This window comes from Streptomyces sp. NBC_00459 (assembly GCF_036013955.1).
Classification (GTDB): domain Bacteria; phylum Actinomycetota; class Actinomycetes; order Streptomycetales; family Streptomycetaceae; genus Streptomyces.
The window spans coordinates 3,321,599-3,338,954 of record NZ_CP107903.1; the positions used below are offsets into that span (position 1 = coordinate 3,321,599).

Sequence of the window (17,356 nt, forward strand, 5' to 3'; positions counted from 1 at the left end):
CCGCCGCGCCGCGGGACAGCATCAGGGCCGAAGGGCCCATCGGAAGGGCCCGCCCGGCCTCTGTCCCGGTGCTCTCCCCGGTACCAGGCTCGGTGGGAGAAGAGGGACCCATGGGCAGCAACGCTGGAGGTACGGACCATGCTTCGACACGTCACCGCGGGGATCGACGGTTCTCCCGAGAGCCTGACAGCCGCGCACTGGGCGGCCCGGGAAGCCACACGCCGGGGCGCCGCGCTGTGCCTGGTGCATGCCTGGGAGTGGCATCCGCACGCGGCCCCGTCCGTGCCCGCCGACATGTCCGAACGGGCTTTTGCCGAGGACCTGCCGGAACGGGCGGCGGACAGCGTGCGCGCCGCGCACCCGGGTCTGCGGGTCATCGGCCAGGCGCTGGCGGACTCGCCGGTCTCGGCCCTCCTCAAGGCGGCCGAGCAAGCCGAACTACTGGTCCTCGGCTCCCGTGGACTCGGCGGCGTCGCGGGGTTCCTGATGGGATCGGTGTCGCAGCGGGTCGTCGCCAGGGCACCGGGTCCCGTGGTGTTGGTGAGGGTGGGCGGGAGCACCACCGATGAGCACTTCTCGGCACCGGACGGCATCTCCCCGGACGAGATACCCGGGATCCCGTTCCGCGATGTCGTACTCGGTCTCGACACCGGCCGGCCCTGCGACGAGCTGATCGAGTTCGCCTTCGACGCCGCCGGGCGCCGGGGCTCCTCGCTGCGCGTGGTCCACGCCTTCAGCCGTCCGGTGGACTTCGCGGCGGCGGAAGGGATCGTCCTGGTGAGCGGCCCGGAGCCACGGGTGGAGCAGGAGCGCGCCGTGGTCGCCGCGCTGCGCCCCTGGCGCGAGAAGTTCCCCGAGGTCGCCGTCACCGAGAGCGTCGCCGAAGGACGTGCGGCCGACGAGCTGATCGGCGCCTCGGCCGGCGCGTCCCTCGTCGTCGTGGGACGCCGGATCCGCGAATCCCGTCTCGGCACCCACCTCGGCCCCGTCGCACACGCGGCGCTGCATCACGCGCCCTGCCCCGTCGCCGTCGTCCCGCACGCCTGAACAAGCCCGGGGCATGGGAGAGTTGACCCGGTACGTGGATGCGTTCGCCGAGGGCGGCCGTGACATGGCGGACGTGTTCGGCGGCAAGGGGGCGGGCCTCGCGCGGAGACGACCCGGCCGGGACTGCCCGTATCTCCTGACTCCGAGCCGACCGAACGGGCCCACCCGAGAGTGCCTTTGGTCCCTGCCCGGGCCCTGCGGCCCCTCCTGACGCATGTCCCCTGCCCGGACACTGAACCGCGTCCCTTCGAGGAGGGCTCCCCATGCTCCGCAACGTCACCGTCGGCCTGGACGGCTCACCCGAGAGCCTCGCCGCCGCCGACTGGGCCGCCCGCGAGGCGCAGCTCCGCGACATGCCCCTGCGCCTCGTGCACGCCCGTCACCGGCAGCCCCACACATACGCGTCACTGGCGGGCACCCTCATGGCGTCACCCGTGAAGGAACCGCACCCCGACCCGGCCGAACGCCTGCCGCGCGAGATCTCGGCCCGGCTTGCCGAACGCCATCCCGGTCTGCGCGTCAGCGCCGAACAGAGCACGGAGCGGCCCGTCCCGGCCCTGCTGGCCGCCTCCCGGGACGCCGATCTCCTGGTGCTCGGATCCCGCGGTCTGAGCGGGGTGACCGGGTTTCTGGCCGGTTCCGTCACGCTCTCCGTCGTGGCGCGGACCGAGCGGCCGGTCGTCCTTGTCCGAGCCGGCGAAGGCGCCGGAACCGGAACCGGAACCGATCACCTGACGGGCGATGTCGTGCTCGGGCTCGACCTGGAGGACTCCGCCGGCCCCGTGATCGAGTTCGCGTTCCAGGCGGCTTCCCACCGTGCGGCGAACCTGCGCGTCGTCCACGGCTGGAAGCCACCGTCCTCCTCCGGCTACGGCGCCGCCTTCGACATCGAGCCCAACGCGGAACTGGGCGCGCGGGTACGGCAGGAGCTGGCCGACGTACTCATGCCGTGGCGGTCGAAGTTCCCCGGCGTCGAGGTGAGAGAGCAGACTCTGATCGGCACGGCGGGCTCCCACCTGGTGAACGCCTCCCGGAACGCCGCACTTGTCGTCGTCGGCCGGCGGAACCGTCGTACGCGGGCCGGGAACCACATCGGGCCGGTGACGCACGCGGTCCTGCATCACACCGCCGCCCCGGTCGCGGTGGTCCCGCACGCGTGAACACGCCCTCGTCGCCCGGTGGTCACGCCCACGACAGGGGCCGAACGGCCCCAGCTTTGATGGAGGCCGCTTCCGGCGCCGGCCCGCCGGTCGTCGGACGCCGCAACCGCGGTTCGGGGATCGGCACGCGCTTCGGCCCGGTCGCCCACGCGGTGACGCACCATGCCGCTGTCCTGTCCTGCCTTGCCCTGTCCCGGTCGCGGTCGTCCCGCAGGACCGACCCGGGCGGACCAGGGCCCGCGCAGCACCCCGCAGCAGGTCAGCGGGCGCGGATCCGGCGTCCGGTGACCCGCTCCGGGGTGATGCGCACCCACAGTTCGCGGTCACCGCCCGCCCACGCCGCCGAGCGGGCCACGCCGACGAGGTGCCGGGCGGCGGCGGGGTCGGTGACCCATTCGGCACGGCCGACGACGAGGACGCTCCAGCCCTCGCTCAGCGCCTCGTCGATGTGGTCCACCTCGAAGGCGGCCTCGGCGCCTGCGGCCAGGGCGGGCGTGGTGCCGCGCGCGGTGCTGAAGGCGACCGTGCCGTCCACGACCGTGTAGTTGACCGGGACGATGGCCGGCCCGTCGGGCGTGGACACCGAGACGCGTCCGACGCCGTGTGTGGACAGCCTGGCCCAGCACTCCCCGGGGTCCAGCTCCGTCAGCTCGGGGCGGTAGGCCGCCTGCCCGATGCCGGGCGGCAAGTCGGCGTCGCTGCCGTGCAGTTGGGCCACGCTGGTCTCCAGCGCGCCGGCCAGCCGAATCAGGAAGCCCGTGCCCGGGGACGCGATCGGCCGCTCCTCCACGTACCGCAGGTACTCCGAAGCCGTGCCCGCCCGTTCGGCCACCTGCTCCCTGGTGAGACCCAGTTCCTCGCGCCGTGCTGTCACCCGCCGTCCGATGTCTCCGGCGTTCCTCGTCGGTTCGGGCATGGCCGATCACTTCCCTTCGCCTGTCACTCATCAGTCACGGCCCGGGTGGACCGGCTCTCCGCTCGGGCGGTGCCGAATCCGATCAGCCCCGCGGCGAGAGCCGCTGTCAGACCTGGCCAGGAGGGCGGCGAGGTCTCCAGGACGGCCCGCAGGAACGGCACGTACAGCGCGGCGGCCGCCAGCCCCACGGCGACCAGCACCGCCCAGGGCAGGAAGGGGTTCTCACGGGTGAACAGCCGCTCCCGCAGCCCCAGTACGACACCGAGCTGGGCGGCCAGCAACGCGAGGAACAGCGTGGTCTGCCAGGGCTGCCCGGTGTGCCGGATCCACAGTCCCGCGGCGAGGCTGGTGCAGGTGGCCACCGTGCCGAGGCGCAGTATCCGCTGCCACAGCCCACCGCCGAGCACATGCTGTCCGGGCGGACGCGGCGGGCGGCGCATGGCGTGCCGGGAGACCGGCTCGGCGCCCATGGCGACGCCGGTCAGACCGTGGGTGAGCAGGTTGATCCACAGGATCTGGCCGGCCCGCAGCAACAGGGCGACTCCACTCGCGGCCGGCATCCCGGCGAAGGCGGACAGTGCGACGGCCCGCCCAGGGGTGAGCGGCGCGCTGACGAGCCGGCCCTGCCCGTCCGTCCAGATCACGGTCCTGGTGCCCGCACCGCTGCCCGCCGCGAACCGTACCCCCGCCGTACGGACCGTGTCGCCGGACGCCGTCCACCGCACAACCGCCCAGGTGCGGGCGTACGTGCCGGGCCCCGGATCGCCGGCGTCCTCGGTCAGCACGGCGGAGGTACGGTGCCGCTCCTGGCGCTGCTGGAGCAGCACACACCACCGACGCGTTCCGAGCTCAGGGCTCCGGCCAGTGGCATTCCCGCCGCCATCACCACGGACGTCACCAGGACGACCCAGGCCTCGACGGCATCCGAGCGGCGCCTGAGCGGATTGCGCCGCCACCGCCACCACCTCACCCTCATGCCCATGGCCGACACCAGTCTCCGATCACGGCGGTACGAGTAACCCGCAGCGACGGTCGCACACCCACCGCGCACCGGAGCAGAGCCCATCGGCCCGGACAAGAGGCCGATCGGCCCCGTTTGGCCGGCGCACCGCAGGTCCTCATCAACTGGAGCGCACCGCGGTCCCTGCCCACAGGATGGGGCTAGGCTGAGGCCGGACGCCCTGGACCCCGGCGGCACACTGCCAGTTGACACAGATGCACCGGTCGCGCCCCTTCGGCCGCCTGGTGTCTCCCCCGCGGCCACCGGTTCCGTTCCATCTCCTCTCCTCTCTCCGCACACAGCCATGCTCGCCGTGCAGCGCCCCGCTCTCCCCGGCCGGGGCGGATCGGCATGGCGCCCCTGTACGCGCCGACGCGCTCCGGCGTACCCGGACACCGCCCGGCACATGTACCCCGGTCGGCTCGGGAGTCGAGGACCAACGGCCCCTGCCGTGGGGGTCGGCCCCTGGTGATCCTTACGGGACGCCGTGGTCGGGCCGCCACGGCCACGAGACACGGGACACGACCGTCCGACGGCACTTTTGAGGAGCCGAGGAAAGCATGCCTACGATGCCCCGCCCTGCGAAGCCGGAGACCCCGGCAGACAAGTCCCCAGCAGGCAAGTCCTCGACAGACGGGGCCCCGACGGGCAACCGGACGGACAACCCGCGGGCAGGCGTCGGCTCGCCCCGGTCGCCCGGCCCCGTCACGAACGCCCAGGCCGAGGCGCCGCCGTCGGCAGGCCGCCGGTGGCTGATGCTGGCGCTCGCCACGGTCGGGTTCGCGGTGAACTTCTGGGCCTGGGCACTGCTGAGCCCACTCGGCCCGCGGTTCAAGGACAGCCTGCAACTGAGCGCGTTCCAGCAGGCGTTGCTGGTCGCCGTGCCGGTGGTGGTGGGCTCGCTGGGCCGTATACCGGTGGGTGCGCTGACGGACCGGTTCGGGGGCCGGGTGATGTTCCCGCTGGTCTCCGCGGCCACCATCGTCCCCGTCCTGTATCTGGGGTTGGCCGGACACTCCTCCCTGAACCAGCTGCTGGTGGGCGGGTTCTTCCTCGGTGTCGGCGGCACCGCGTTCGCGGTGGGGGTGCCGTTCGTCAGCGCCTGGTTCCCGCCCGAGCGCCGGGGGCTCGCGATCGGTGTCTTCGGTGCGGGGATGGGCGGCACCGCCATCAGCGCCCTGACCACGGTGAACCTGGTGAAGACGCACGGTCTGGCAACCCCGTTCGTGGTGACCGCGATCGTGCTGGCCGGCTATGCGGCGCTGGCCGCGTTCCTGCTGCGCGACGCTCCGGGCAGGGCTGCGCCGGCCGGGACCATGGCGGGACGGCTCGCCGCCACCGTCAGACTCGGTGTCACCTGGCAGGCATCGGCGCTGTACGCGGTCGCGTTCGGCGGATACGTCGCCTTCTCCGTCTATCTGCCCACCTACCTCAAGTCGGGGTACGGCCTGGCGCAGGCCGACGCGGCCAACCGGATGGCCGGGTTCGTACTGCTGGCGGTGGTGATGCGGCCGGTCGGCGGCTGGCTGTCCGACCGGCTCGGCCCCACCCGTGTACTGGCCGTGGCACTCGCCGTGGTCACGGTGAGCGCGGCCGTCCAGTCCTTCGCCCCGCCGCTGGCCCCGCTCGGCACCATCACCTTCCTGACGATCGCCGCCGCGCTCGGCGCGGGCAGCGGTGCCACCTTCGCCCTCGTCGCCCTGCTCGCCCCGGCCGGCAAGGTCGGCGCCGTCACCGGTGTCGTGGGCGCGGCCGGTGGGCTGGGCGGCTTCGTCCCACCTCTGCTGATGGGTTCCCTGTACGGCGCCTACGGCACCTACGCGCTCGGGCTGGCCCTGCTAGCCCTGATCGCCGCCACCGCCCTGGCGTTCACCGCGACGACCGTCCGCAGGGCCGTCACCCGTGGCACCGGCGCCGGCCATGTGTGAGTACTGCGGCTGCCAGGCGCTGCCGGCGATAGCCGAACTGACCCGCGAACACGACGTGGTCGTCAACCTCATCGGCGACATCCGCACCGCGCACCGCGAGTCCGACGTACCCCTGATGGCACAGTTCGCGCGCCGGATCTCCGCCGTTCTCGTGCCGCACACGGCGGTGGAGGAGCAGGGGCTCTTCCCGCCGCTCGCGGAGGAGTTCCCCGAACGTATCGCGGCACTCGAGGCAGATCACCGGCAGATCGAGGCGGTCCTCGGCGAGGCCGCCGCCGGTGTCCCGGCCGATCCCGCCTGGCCCCGGCGGCTGCTGGACGCGCTGGATCTGCTGCGCGACCACATCCTCAAGGAGCAGGACGGGGTGTTCCCCGCCGCACTCGTCGAACTCAGCACGGAGGCCTGGGAGGCCGTGGACGCGGTCCGCGCCCGTGTCGCCGGCCTTCCGCCGGATCGTCCTCAAGCGGACAAAGCACAGAGCCCGTCCGGCGACCGGGGACACAGCACGTACAGGAAGGCAGCACGATGAATCCGCGAGCTGACAGACAACCACGCCAACCCGCAGCTTTGGAAGGCGAGTTGACGGACGCGCTCATTCGCACCCGCCGGTTCTTCACCAAGGCCGAGGTCTCCGCCGACCACCGCACCCTGTTCAAGATCGGTGGCCGCAAGGCCGACGACTTCTACCGGGACCGCTGGAGCCACGACAAGGTGGTGCGCTCCACCCACGGGGTGAACTGCACCGGCTCGTGTTCGTGGAAGGTGTACGTCAAGGACGGGATCATCACCTGGGAGTCCCAGCAGACCGACTACCCCACCGTCGGCCCGGACAGCCCGGAGTACGAGCCGCGCGGCTGCCCGCGCGGCGCCGCGTTCTCCTGGTACACCTACTCCCCCACCCGCGTCCGCTACCCCTATGTACGTGGGGTGCTCCTGGAGATGTACCGGGAGGCCAGGACCCGGCTCGGTGACCCGGTGCTGGCATGGGCGGACGTCGTCTCCGACCCGGAGCGGTCCCGGCGCTACAAGTCGGCGCGCGGCAAGGGCGGCCTGGTGCGGGCGAGTTGGGACGAGGCGAGCGAGATGATCGCCGCCGCACACGTCCACACGATCAAGAAGTACGGTCCCGACCGGCTGGCCGGGTTCTCGCCGATCCCGGCGATGTCGATGGTCTCCCATGCCGCCGGTGCCCGCTTCTACTCGCTGCTCGGCGGGGTGATGCTGTCGTTCTACGACTGGTACGCCGACCTGCCTGTCGCCTCCCCGCAGGTCTTCGGGGACCAGACGGACGTACCGGAGTCCGGTGACTGGTGGGACGCCGGATATCTGATCATGTGGGGCTCGAACCTGCCGGTGACCCGCACCCCGGACGCGCACTGGATGGCGGAGGCCCGCTACCGGGGGCAGAAGGTGATCGCGGTCGCCCCGGACTACGCCGACAACGTCAAGTTCGCCGACGAGTGGCTGCCCGCCGCGCCTGGCACCGACGGGGCGCTGGCCATGTCGATGGGGCACGTGATCCTCAAGGAGTTCTTCGTCGACCGCCAGGTCGAATACTTCACCGACTACGTCAAGCGGTACACCGACCTGCCCTTCCTCGTCACCCTCGAACAGCGCGGCTCCGGGGCGGAGTCGACGTACGCGCCGGGGAAGTTCCTGACCGCCGCCGACTTGGGCGGCACCGCGGCCGAGGCGGAGAACGCCGAGTTCAGGACCGTCCTCCTCGACGCCGCCACCGGCGAGCCGGTCGTCCCGAACGGTTCGCTCGGCCACCGCTACGGCGAGTCAGGCGCCGGGAAGTGGAATCTCGACCTCGGCGACACCGATCCCCTGCTGACCGCCGATGGTGGTGGCGAGGACGCCGTGACGGTCGAGCTGACCCGGTTCGACACCCCGGACGGGACCGCCGGGCAGCTGCGGCGCGGTGTCCCCGTACGCCGGATCGCCGGGCAGTTGGTGACCACGGTGTTCGACCTGCTCCTCGCCCAGTACGGCGTGGCCCGCGACGGGCTGCCGGGTATCTGGCCGACCGGGTACGACGATCCCGACCAGCCCTACACCCCGGCCTGGCAGGCGGCCATCACCGGGGTGGCCGGTGAGACGGCGGCCCGCATCGCGCGCGAGTTCGCCACCAACGCCGAGGAGTCCAAAGGCCGCTCCATGATCATCATGGGGGCGGGGACCAACCACTGGTTCCACTCCGACACCATCTACCGCTCCTTCCTCACCCTGACGACGCTGACCGGCTGCCAGGGCGTCAACGGCGGCGGCTGGGCCCACTACGTGGGGCAGGAGAAGGTCCGTCCGATCACCGGCTACTCGGCGATCGCGACGGCCGCCGACTGGCACCGGCCCGCCCGGCAGATGATCCAGACCGCGTACTGGTACCTGCACACCGACCAGTTCCGCTACGACCCCTTCAGCGCCGACACCCTCGCCGCCGCGGGCGCGGGCGGCACGTTCGCCGGGAGGAGCACCGCCGATGTCATCGCCGCCTCGGCCCGCATGGGCTGGATGCCGTCCTACCCGACCTTCGACCGCAACCCGCTCACCCTCGCGACGGACGCCGAGGCCGCCGGGCAGGGGGTGCCGGAGTACGTCGTGGACCAACTCAGGTCCGGACGGCTGAAGTTCGCGGGCGAGGACCCGGACGCGCCGGAGAACTTCCCCCGGGTTCTGACCATTTGGCGGGCGAACCTGCTCGGCTCCTCCGCCAAGGGCAACGAGTACTTCCTCAAGCACCTGCTCGGCACCGACTCCGCCGTACGCGCCACCGAGGCGCCGCCCGACGCCCGCCCGCGCGACGTGGTGTGGCGCGACGAGGCACCGGTGGGCAAGCTCGACCTGCTGCTCACCCTGGACTTCCGGATGACCAGTACCACCGTCTACTCCGACATCGTGCTGCCGGCGGCGACCTGGTACGAGAAGCACGACCTGAACACCACGGACATGCACCCGTTCGTGAACTCCTTCAACCCGGCCATCCCGCCGCCCTGGCAGACCCGCACCGACTGGGACGCCTTCAACACCATCGCGGCGGCGTTCAGCCGTCTCGCCGAGGGGCGGCTCGGCACCGAAAAGGACGTGGTGGCGGCGCCGTTGCTGCACGACACCCCCGACGCGATGGCCACCCCGCACGGCCGTGTCCGGGACTGGAAGGCCGGCGAATGCGAGCCGATACCCGGCCGGACCATGCCCAAGTTGGTGGTGATCGAGCGCGACTACCCGGCCGTCGCCGACCGGATGACCGCCCTCGGCCCGCTCCTCGACACCCTGGGCGCCACCACCAAGGGCGTCACCTTCGACGTACGGGAGGAGCTGGAGTACCTGCGGCACAAGAACGGCACCGTGCGCGGCGGTCCGGCCGACGGCCGCCCCTCGATCGCCCGGGACGTGCAGGTCTGTGAGGCGATCCTGGCCCTGTCGGGAACGACCAACGGGCACCTGGCCACCCAGGGCTTCCACACCCTGGAAGCCCGTACGGGCGTCGAGTTGGCCGACCTGGCCGCAGAGGCCGAGGGCAGGCGGGTCACCTTCGCCGACACCCAGGCGGGACCCGTCCCGGTCATCACCTCGCCCGAATGGTCGGGTACGGAGTCCGGCGGGCGCCGCTACTCGCCGTTCACCATCAACGTCGAACGGCTCAAGCCCTGGCACACCCTGACGGGCCGTCAGCACTTCTTCATCGACCACGACTGGATCGCCGAACTCGGCGAGTGGATGCCCGTCTACCGGCCGCCGCTGAACATGCACGCCCTCTTCGACGAGCCCGAGGTGGGCGATCAGGGCGAACTCGGCATCACCGTCCGCTACTTGACCCCGCACAACAAGTGGTCCATCCACTCCGAGTACCAGGACAACCTGTTCATGCTCTCGCTCTCCCGAGGTGGCCCGACCGTCTGGATGAGCAAGGAGGACGCGGCGAAGATCAGCGTGCACGACAACGACTGGATCGAGGCGGTCAACCGCAACGGCGTCGTCGCGGCCCGCGCGGTCGTCTCCCACCGCATGCCGGAAGGCACCGTCTACATGCACCACGCCCAGGATCGGCTCATCGACGTCCCCCGCACCGAGACCAACGGTCGGCGCGGCGGCGTCCACAACTCGCTGACCCGGCTGCTGGTCAAGCCGAGCCATCTCATCGGCGGCTACGCCCAGTTGACGTACGCCTTCAACTACCTCGGTCCGACCGGCAACCAGCGCGACGAGGTCACCGTCATCCGCCGCCGCACCGACCAGGAGGTGACGTACTGATGGCCCCCACAGCCGCGACGCCCCCGACCACACCGCCCGGCCGCCGGGTCATGGCGCAGATGGCGATGGTGATGAACCTCGACAAGTGCATCGGCTGCCACACCTGCTCGGTCACCTGCAAACAGGCGTGGACCAACCGGCCGGGCGTGGAGTACGTGTGGTTCAACAACGTCGAGACCCGCCCCGGCCAGGGCTATCCGCGCCGCTACGAGGACCAGGAGAAGTGGCGCGGCGGCTGGGACCTCAACAAGCGCGGGAATCTCCAGCTGAAGGGCGGCGGCCGGTTCAAGAAGCTGATCAACATCTTCTCCAACCCCACGCTGCCCTCGCTCGACGACTACTACCAGCCCTGGACCTACGACTACGAGACGCTGACCAACGCGCCGCTCCAGGAGCACACCCCGGTCGCCCGCCCCAAGTCCCTGATCACCGGCAAGGACATGAAGATCACCTGGTCGGCCAACTGGGACGACAATCTCGGCGGTTCGGCCGACCACGGCGACAAGGACGTCCTCCTCGCCGGGATCGCCGAGAAGGTCAAGTTCGAGTTCGAGCAGACCTTCATGTTCTATCTGCCGCGGATCTGCGAGCACTGTCTCAACCCGTCCTGCGTCGCCTCCTGTCCCTCCGGCGCGATCTACAAGCGCTCCGAGGACGGCATCGTCCTGGTCGACCAGGACCGCTGCCGGGGCTGGCGGATGTGCGTCTCCGGCTGCCCGTACAAGAAGATCTACTTCAACCACCGCACCGGCAAGGCCGAGAAGTGCACCTTCTGCTTCCCGCGCATCGAGGTCGGCCAGCCCACCGTCTGCGCCGAGACCTGCGTCGGCCGGCTCCGCTACATCGGCCTGGTCCTCTACGACCCCGACCAGGTCCTCGAAGCCGCCTCCACCCCCGACGACACCGACCTGTACGAGGCACAGCGACAGGTCTTCCTCGACCCCGACGACCCGCAGGTGGCCGCCGACGCCGAGCGGTCGGGCATCCCACGGGACTGGATCGAGGCCGCCCGGCGCTCCCCCGTCCACGCCCTGATCAACACGTACAAGGTCGCCCTGCCACTGCACCCGGAATACCGCACGCTGCCCATGGTCTGGTACATCCCGCCGCTGTCCCCGGTGGTGGACGTGGTCCGCGACACCGGCTACGACGCCGAGGACCGGGGCAACCTGTTCGCCGCGATCGACGCGCTGCGCATCCCTGTCGACTACCTCGCCCAACTCTTCACCGCCGGCGACCCGGTCCCCGTGGACGCGGTACTGCGACGGCTGGCCGCCATGCGCAGCTACATGCGCGACATCAACCTCGGCCGGGAACCCGACGCGACCATCCCCGCCGCGGTGGGCATGACCGAGGAGCAGATGTACGACATGTTCCGGCTGCTGGCGCTGGCCAAGTACGAGGACAGGTACGTCATCCCGCCCGCTCACGCCGAACAGGCGCACAGCCTGGAGGAGTTGGCCACCGAGTGCAGCCTCGACTTCGAGGACGGCCCGGGCATGGGCGGCTCAGGGCCTTTCGGTGAGGCTTCCGGCGATGCTCCGGCCCCGATCGCCGTGGAGAACTTCCGCCTGCAGCGCGACCGCCAGAGCGCCGACGCCATGGACACCCCCGCGTCCCCCGGCGACAAGTCCACCCGCCTCAACCTCCTCAACTGGGACGGCAACGGCCGCCCCCAGGGCCTGTTTCCCCACTCCTCCGGAGCCGACGAGAGCGAGCCGCGCCCATGACCCCCACCGGCAGACACGGCCCCGCCGCCTGGCAGGTCCAGTCCCTCCTCCTCGGCTATCCCGACGAGCGGCTGCTCGAACAGACGCGGCTCGTACGGGCGGTGACCGACACGCTGCCCGACCGGGTCGCCGCGCCGCTGCGCCGGTTCCTCGGGCACCTCGACCGGACGCCCGCCACCGACCTGGCGGCGGACTACGTCACCACCTTCGACCACCGCAAACGCAACTGCCTCTTCCTGACGTACTACGCCCACGGCGACACCCGCAATCGCGGCGCCGCGCTGCTGCGCCTCAAGCAGACCTACGCGGCGGCCGGACTGCGCCTGACCGACGACGAACTGCCCGACCACCTCTGCGTCGTCCTCGAATTCGCCGCCACCGGCGACCCGGAAACCGGCCGGCGCCTGCTGACCGAGCACCGGGCCGGACTGGAACTGCTGCGCCTGGCACTGCGCGACGCGCGATCCGCGTGGGCCGACGTCCTGGACTCCGTCTCGGCGACCCTGCCCCCGCTGGCCGGTGACGAGCGCGAGGCAGTCGCCAAGCTCGCCGCCCAGGGGCCGCCCGAGGAACAGGTCGGTCTCGCGCCGTTCGCACCCCCTGAGTTCATGCCCGCCCCGACGGGAGGCCGGTCATGACCCCGGACGCGAACGCACTCGACGTCGTGCTGTGGGTCGTCCTGCCGTACATCGCGCTGACCCTGTTCGTCGCCGGCCATGTCTGGCGCTACCGCTACGACAAGTTCGGCTGGACCACCCGCTCCAGCCAGCTGTACGAGAGCAAGCTGCTGCGCATCGGCAGCCCGCTGTTCCACTTCGGGGTCCTGGCGGTCGTACTCGGCCACGTGGGCGGCCTGGTGATCCCGAAGGGCTGGACCGAGGCCGTCGGTGTCAGCGAGCACGCCTACCACCTCATGGCCACCACGCTGGGGACCGTCGCCGGGGTCAGCACCCTGGCCGGGCTCGGGATCCTCGTCTACCGGCGGCGCACCGTCGGATCGGTGTTCAGTGCCACCACCCGCAACGACAAGCTCATGTACGTCATGCTGACCCTGACCCTGGCACTGGGGCTGTCCGCCACCGTGGTCAGCAACATCATCGGCGGAGGCTACGACTACCGCACGACCATCTCGCCCTGGTTCCGGTCGGTCTTCTACCTGCGCCCCGACCCCGCGCTGATGGCCGGTGCGCCACTGCTGTTCCGCCTGCACGTGCTCAGCGCCCTGCTGCTGTTCGGCGTCTGGCCGTTCACCCGGCTGGTGCACATGCTCACCGCACCGCTCGGCTATCTCACCCGCCCCTACATCGTCTATCGCAGCCGGGACGCGCAGCTGGGCTCCCGCACTCCCCGGCGCGGATGGGAACGCACCTGATGAACACCCACCACAACGCTCCTGCCCGGCCTCCCGAGACACACCTGTCCGCCGGTGAGGTCACCAACCTGTCCGCCATGGGTGAGCAGTTGCTCGCCGATGCCAGGTCCACCGGCTCCGCCAACTCCGGAAGCTCCGGGCGAGCGGCACGAACCGTCGTCGCGCTTCCGGGACTTCGCGTCACCCTGATCGCGCTCGCGAAGGGTTCCGAACTCGCCGAACACGAGGCCCCGGACGCTGCCACCCTCACCTGCCTGACCGGCCGGGTGACACTCCGCGCCACCGACCGCGCATGGCCCCTCGGCCAGGGCGACATCGTCGCCGTTCCCGACGAACGGCACAGTCTGACCGCCGAGACGGACGCGGCGGTACTCCTCACCGTCCGGCTGGCATGAACGCACAAGCGACCCGCATGACCGGGAAGGACCCTTCCCAGCCCGCCACAAGATCACTTGTGGCGGGTCTTCCACTGCCCCGGAGGGCGCTCGGGGCCTTCCGTCCGTCAGTACGTCGCCCGCGGGGCCGGGATCCCGGGGAGGTCCTCCGGGAGGAGCATGCGGAGGTCGTCCAGGTCGGGGGCCGGGAGAGCGCCGATGCGGCCGGCCTGGCGGGTCATCATGGTTTCCAGGATCTGGCGGGCCGTGCGGGCGTTGCCGAAGGAGCGGTCGCGGGGCAGGGCGTCCACGTAGGCGCGGAGTTCGGTGAGGGCTTCGGGGGTGCAGTCGTAGCCGTATCCGGTGGCGGTGCGGGCGAGGATGTCGAGGAGTTCGTCGGTGGTGTAGTTCTCGAACTCCACGGTCCGGGAGAAGCGGGAGGCCAGGCCGGGGTTCGAGGCGAGGAAGCGTGCCATCTCGTGCGTGTAGCCGGCGGCTATGACGACGACCTCGTCGCGGTGGTCCTCCATCAGCTTGAGGAGGGTGTCGACCGCCTCCCGGCCGAAGTCGGAGCCGGCGCCCTCGGGGGTGAGCGTGTACGCCTCGTCGATGAACAGCACACCGCCCAGCGCCTGTTCGAACGCGTCCTTGGTGAGCTGCGCGGTGTGGCCCACGTAGCGGCCCACCAGGTCGGCGCGGGCCACCTCGACGAGCTGGCCCTTGGGCAGGACGCCGAGGGAACGCAGCAGGTCCGCGTAGAGGCGGGCGACGGTGGTCTTGCCGGTGCCGGGCGGGCCCGAGAAGATCAGGTGCTGGCTGATCTTGGGGGTGGGCAGGCCGGCCGCCTGTCGTTGGCGGGTGGCGGTGAGGAGGTTGACCAGGGCCGTCACCTCGTTCTTTACCGCGGTCAGGCCGACCATGGCGTGCAGTTCGGCGAGCAGTTCCTCGGAGCCGGGGCCGTCGTCGGCCTTGGCGGCGGAGTCGTCCGCGACGTCCTCGGGGAGCAGCAGGGTCAGGTCGCTCTCGGCCGGGTTCGGCATGGCGCTGAGGCGGTGTGCCTGGCGGTCGATCATCTCCTCGAACACCTTGCGGGCGGCGCGGCCGTTGCCGAACGTGGCGTCGCGCGGCATGCGTTCGTAGTACCGGGCGAGCGCGTCCAGGGTGCTGGGATCCAGTTCGTAGCGGTGGCCGGCGCACATGTTCTCGGTGATGGTCACCAGTTCCCCGACCGAGTAGTTGGCGAACTCCACGGTCCGGGTGAAGCGGGAGGCGAGGCCCGGGTTGGAGGAGAGGAAGGCGCCCATCTCGTCCGTGTAGCCGGCGGCTATGACGACGACCTCGTCGCGGTGGTCCTCCATCAGCTTGAGGAGGGTGTCGATCGCCTCCCGGCCGAAGTCGGCGCCGGAGCCCTTGCTGTCGGACATGAGGGTGTACGCCTCGTCGACGAACAGCACACCGCCGAGGGCGTCGTTGAACGCCTCCATGGTCTTGATCGCCGTTCCGCCGATGACCTGGGCGACGAGATCGGCACGGGAGACCTCGACCAGGTGTCCGGAGCGCAGTACGCCCAGTTCCGCGAGGATGCCGCCGTAGAGGCGGGCCACGGTGGTCTTGCCGGTGCCGGGCGGGCCCGAGAAGACGAGGTGGCGGCTCATCGGCGGTACGGGCATGCCGAGTTGGGCGCGGCGCTGGGAGAGCTGGTTGAGGTTGACGAGGGTCCGTACCTGGTGTTTGACGTCGGCGAGGCCGACCAGGGACTCCAGTTCCGCCAGCGGGCCCAGCGGGGATGCCTTGCCCTGCTCCCCCGCCGCCGAGGCCGCCGCGACGTCGTGCGGGAGTGTGTCGCCCCAGGCGTCCGGTGCGGCGTTGCCCGCGCTGTTCAGGTCCTCCACCGTGAGGCGCTCGCCCGCGCGGGACTGCCTGAGGCCCGCACCCCGGTTGTCGCGTACGGTGCAGCCGATCACGGTGACCGGCTCGGAACTGTCGATCCGGATGCCGTCGCCGACGCTGCCGGTGATCTGGCAGTTGGTGAGGGCGGCCCGGCCGCCGTTCGACACCAGTACGCCGTGCGCGCCGCAGTCCGTGACGTGGGTGCGCAGGACAGTCAGTTCGCCGCCGTTCTCGACTACGAGACCGGAGGCGCGGCCGGTCTCCACCCGGCAGTCCCGGAGGGTGCCGATTCCCGCCGCGCCCACGGAGACGGTGGAGTCGGCGGCTTCGCGCAGGACCGAGTCGCGTACCTCGGGCCTGCCGCCCGAGGCGATGCGAAGTGCGGCGCCGCCCGTCCGGTCGATCTCGCAGTGTTCCAGCCGCCCGCGCCCGTCCTCGACGACCTCGACGCCGTGGCCGCCGGGACCGCTGATCCGGGCGCGGAGCACCAGCGGGTTGGCGCCGGTGCGGATCCGGATGCCGACGGCTGACGCGTCCGAGACGACCAGCCCGTCGAACTCCGGTGACGACTCGTCCTCCAGCAGTACGGCGCAGTTCTTGTCGGCGCAGTCGCGTACCGCCGTGCCGGTGAGGGTCGGCGCGCTGGAGCCGATCACACGGATCGCGGGCGCGGCGGCCTGGTCGAACTCGCAGTCCCGGAAGGTGCCCCGGGAGCGTTCGGTGACGGCGAGTCCGCTGCCCTTGGTCCGTGCGGTGCGGCAGCTCACCAGTTCGGGGTCGGCGCTGTCGGCGAGCATGATGCCGGGGCCGGTGGTGTCGAGGACGGTGACCTGTTCCAGGACCGGGCGGGAGCTGCTGGTGATGTAGACGCCGACCGACGTGTCGTGCACGGTGGTGCGGACGATCCGGGTGCCGCTGCTGCCCTCCAGGGCGATGGCGGGCTTGTCGGTGGCGGAGATGTCGCAGTACTCGACCAGACCCTGTGCGGTGCCGCTGGCCAGTACGCCGTTGGCGCGGGCGTCCCGCAGCCGGCAGTCCCGGACGGTCGTACGGGCGTCCTCGCCGATGACGACGGAGGACGTGCCGGTGTTCTCGACGAGGCAGCCCTCGATGACGCTGCCGGTGGACGCGGCGTCCACGACTCCGGCGCCCTTCGGGTTGCTGACCCGGCAGTCGCGCATGGCCAGGGAGCCGGATTCGCGGGCCAGTACGGCGGTCCAGCCCGAGCCGACGACCGTGCAGCCGTCCATGGCGACCTGGCCGCGCGGCGCGTCGACCACCGGGAGGTCCTCGCTGCCGCCGCGCAGCGTCAGGTCGGTGAGCATCACGGCGTCGGCGACCAGGACGACCGCGGAGCCCCGGCGCGGGCAGATCTCGACGCTGCCCGGGTCGCCGTCGGCGGCGATGGTGACGCGCGTCCTGACGGTCAGGTTCTCGGCGTAACGGCCGGGCCGCACCCGGATCACCGCTCCGGCGCGTGCCTTCTCCAGGGCCTCACCGATCGTCCGGAAGCTGTCCGGTTGGTCCGGGCTGACCCTGAGCAACTGCCGTGACACGCGTCGATCCTCCTCGTTGTGGTGCCGCCGCCGCGCGACTCCCGTTCCGGGTACGGGTCGCCGGGCACGGGTCGTACGGACGTGCGCACGCGGTGAAGGCTACGGGACCGGCGCCGCCATCTTCCAGGA

At 71.3% G+C, this 17,356-nt stretch carries 13 protein-coding genes; 10 read left to right on the top strand and 3 right to left on the bottom strand.

What is annotated here, in order from left to right; genetic code table 11:
* Positions 1-138: 138 nt before the first annotated feature.
* Positions 139-1,047 (top strand): universal stress protein, encoded by a 909-nt coding sequence (locus tag OHN74_RS14380; RefSeq protein ID WP_327694967.1) that lies wholly within the window; start codon positions 139-141, stop codon positions 1,045-1,047.
* Between the two features lie 263 nt (positions 1,048-1,310).
* A complete protein-coding gene (locus tag OHN74_RS14385; RefSeq protein WP_327694968.1) occupies positions 1,311-2,207 on the top strand; it encodes a universal stress protein in 897 nt (298 codons plus the stop codon).
* Between the two features lie 259 nt (positions 2,208-2,466).
* Here the strand turns inward: OHN74_RS14385 and OHN74_RS14390 are convergent, their stop codons facing one another.
* Together OHN74_RS14390 and OHN74_RS14395 are read right to left on the bottom strand one after the other, a co-directional pair.
* Entirely contained in the window at positions 2,467-3,123 is a 657-nt protein-coding gene (locus OHN74_RS14390; protein WP_327694969.1) for a helix-turn-helix domain-containing protein, read from the bottom strand.
* Positions 3,124-3,146: 23 nt separating this feature from the next.
* Positions 3,147-3,908 (bottom strand): cation-translocating P-type ATPase C-terminal domain-containing protein, encoded by a 762-nt coding sequence (locus OHN74_RS14395; protein WP_327694970.1) that lies wholly within the window; start codon positions 3,906-3,908, stop codon positions 3,147-3,149.
* A 12-nt stretch (positions 3,909-3,920) separates the two neighbouring features.
* On the opposite strand from OHN74_RS14395, the gene OHN74_RS14400 reads away from it, so the two are divergent.
* The 8 genes from OHN74_RS14400 to OHN74_RS14435 all read left to right on the top strand — a co-directional run bounded on the left by OHN74_RS14400 (position 3,921) and on the right by OHN74_RS14435 (position 13,802).
* Positions 3,921-4,142, top strand: coding sequence for a hypothetical protein (locus OHN74_RS14400; protein ID WP_327694971.1), 222 nt, complete (start codon positions 3,921-3,923; stop codon positions 4,140-4,142).
* A gap of 736 nt (positions 4,143-4,878) precedes the next feature.
* The gene (locus OHN74_RS14405; RefSeq protein ID WP_327700116.1) at positions 4,879-6,051 is read left to right on the top strand and encodes an MFS transporter; all 1,173 of its coding nucleotides are present in this window, start codon (positions 4,879-4,881) and stop codon (positions 6,049-6,051) included.
* Positions 6,026-6,580 (top strand): hemerythrin domain-containing protein, encoded by a 555-nt coding sequence (locus OHN74_RS14410; protein WP_327694972.1) that lies wholly within the window; start codon positions 6,026-6,028, stop codon positions 6,578-6,580. The genes OHN74_RS14405 and OHN74_RS14410 overlap by 26 nt, the downstream gene beginning before the upstream one ends.
* Complete coding sequence (locus OHN74_RS14415; RefSeq protein ID WP_327694973.1) at positions 6,577-10,305, top strand: nitrate reductase subunit alpha; 3,729 nt, start codon at positions 6,577-6,579, stop codon at positions 10,303-10,305. The genes OHN74_RS14410 and OHN74_RS14415 overlap by 4 nt, the downstream gene beginning before the upstream one ends.
* Positions 10,305-12,035: a nitrate reductase subunit beta gene (gene narH, locus OHN74_RS14420; RefSeq protein WP_327694974.1), complete on the top strand. Its 1,731-nt coding sequence runs from the start codon at positions 10,305-10,307 to the stop codon at positions 12,033-12,035. Before OHN74_RS14415 ends, narH begins: the two co-directional genes overlap by 1 nt.
* Positions 12,032-12,673 (top strand): nitrate reductase molybdenum cofactor assembly chaperone, encoded by a 642-nt coding sequence (gene narJ / locus OHN74_RS14425; protein WP_327694975.1) that lies wholly within the window; start codon positions 12,032-12,034, stop codon positions 12,671-12,673. Before narH ends, narJ begins: the two co-directional genes overlap by 4 nt.
* A complete protein-coding gene (gene narI, locus OHN74_RS14430) occupies positions 12,670-13,407 on the top strand; it encodes a respiratory nitrate reductase subunit gamma (RefSeq protein WP_327694976.1) in 738 nt (245 codons plus the stop codon). The genes narJ and narI overlap by 4 nt, the downstream gene beginning before the upstream one ends.
* A complete protein-coding gene (locus OHN74_RS14435; protein WP_327694977.1) occupies positions 13,407-13,802 on the top strand; it encodes a cupin domain-containing protein in 396 nt (131 codons plus the stop codon). The genes narI and OHN74_RS14435 overlap by 1 nt, the downstream gene beginning before the upstream one ends.
* Before the next feature lie 107 nt (positions 13,803-13,909).
* Here OHN74_RS14435 and OHN74_RS14440 read toward each other — a convergent pair whose 3' ends face one another.
* The gene (locus OHN74_RS14440) at positions 13,910-17,227 is read right to left on the bottom strand and encodes a right-handed parallel beta-helix repeat-containing protein (RefSeq protein WP_327694978.1); all 3,318 of its coding nucleotides are present in this window, start codon (positions 17,225-17,227) and stop codon (positions 13,910-13,912) included.
* Positions 17,228-17,356 lie beyond the last annotated feature (129 nt).

What these genes read in the sequence shown, in the direction of transcription:
- OHN74_RS14380 (WP_327694967.1), top strand. Translation starts at nt 139, where the DNA reads ATGCTTCGACACGTCACCGCGGGGATCGACGGTTCTCCCGAGAGCCTG.
- OHN74_RS14385 (WP_327694968.1), top strand. Translation starts at nt 1,311, where the DNA reads ATGCTCCGCAACGTCACCGTCGGCCTGGACGGCTCACCCGAGAGCCTC.
- OHN74_RS14390 (WP_327694969.1), bottom strand. Translation starts at nt 3,123, where the DNA reads ATGCCCGAACCGACGAGGAACGCCGGAGACATCGGACGGCGGGTGACA.
- OHN74_RS14405 (WP_327700116.1), top strand. Translation starts at nt 4,879, where the DNA reads ATGCTGGCGCTCGCCACGGTCGGGTTCGCGGTGAACTTCTGGGCCTGG.
- OHN74_RS14415 (WP_327694973.1), top strand. Translation starts at nt 6,577, where the DNA reads ATGAATCCGCGAGCTGACAGACAACCACGCCAACCCGCAGCTTTGGAA.
- narH (WP_327694974.1), top strand. Translation starts at nt 10,305, where the DNA reads ATGGCCCCCACAGCCGCGACGCCCCCGACCACACCGCCCGGCCGCCGG.
- narJ (WP_327694975.1), top strand. Translation starts at nt 12,032, where the DNA reads ATGACCCCCACCGGCAGACACGGCCCCGCCGCCTGGCAGGTCCAGTCC.
- narI (WP_327694976.1), top strand. Translation starts at nt 12,670, where the DNA reads ATGACCCCGGACGCGAACGCACTCGACGTCGTGCTGTGGGTCGTCCTG.
- OHN74_RS14435 (WP_327694977.1), top strand. Translation starts at nt 13,407, where the DNA reads ATGAACACCCACCACAACGCTCCTGCCCGGCCTCCCGAGACACACCTG.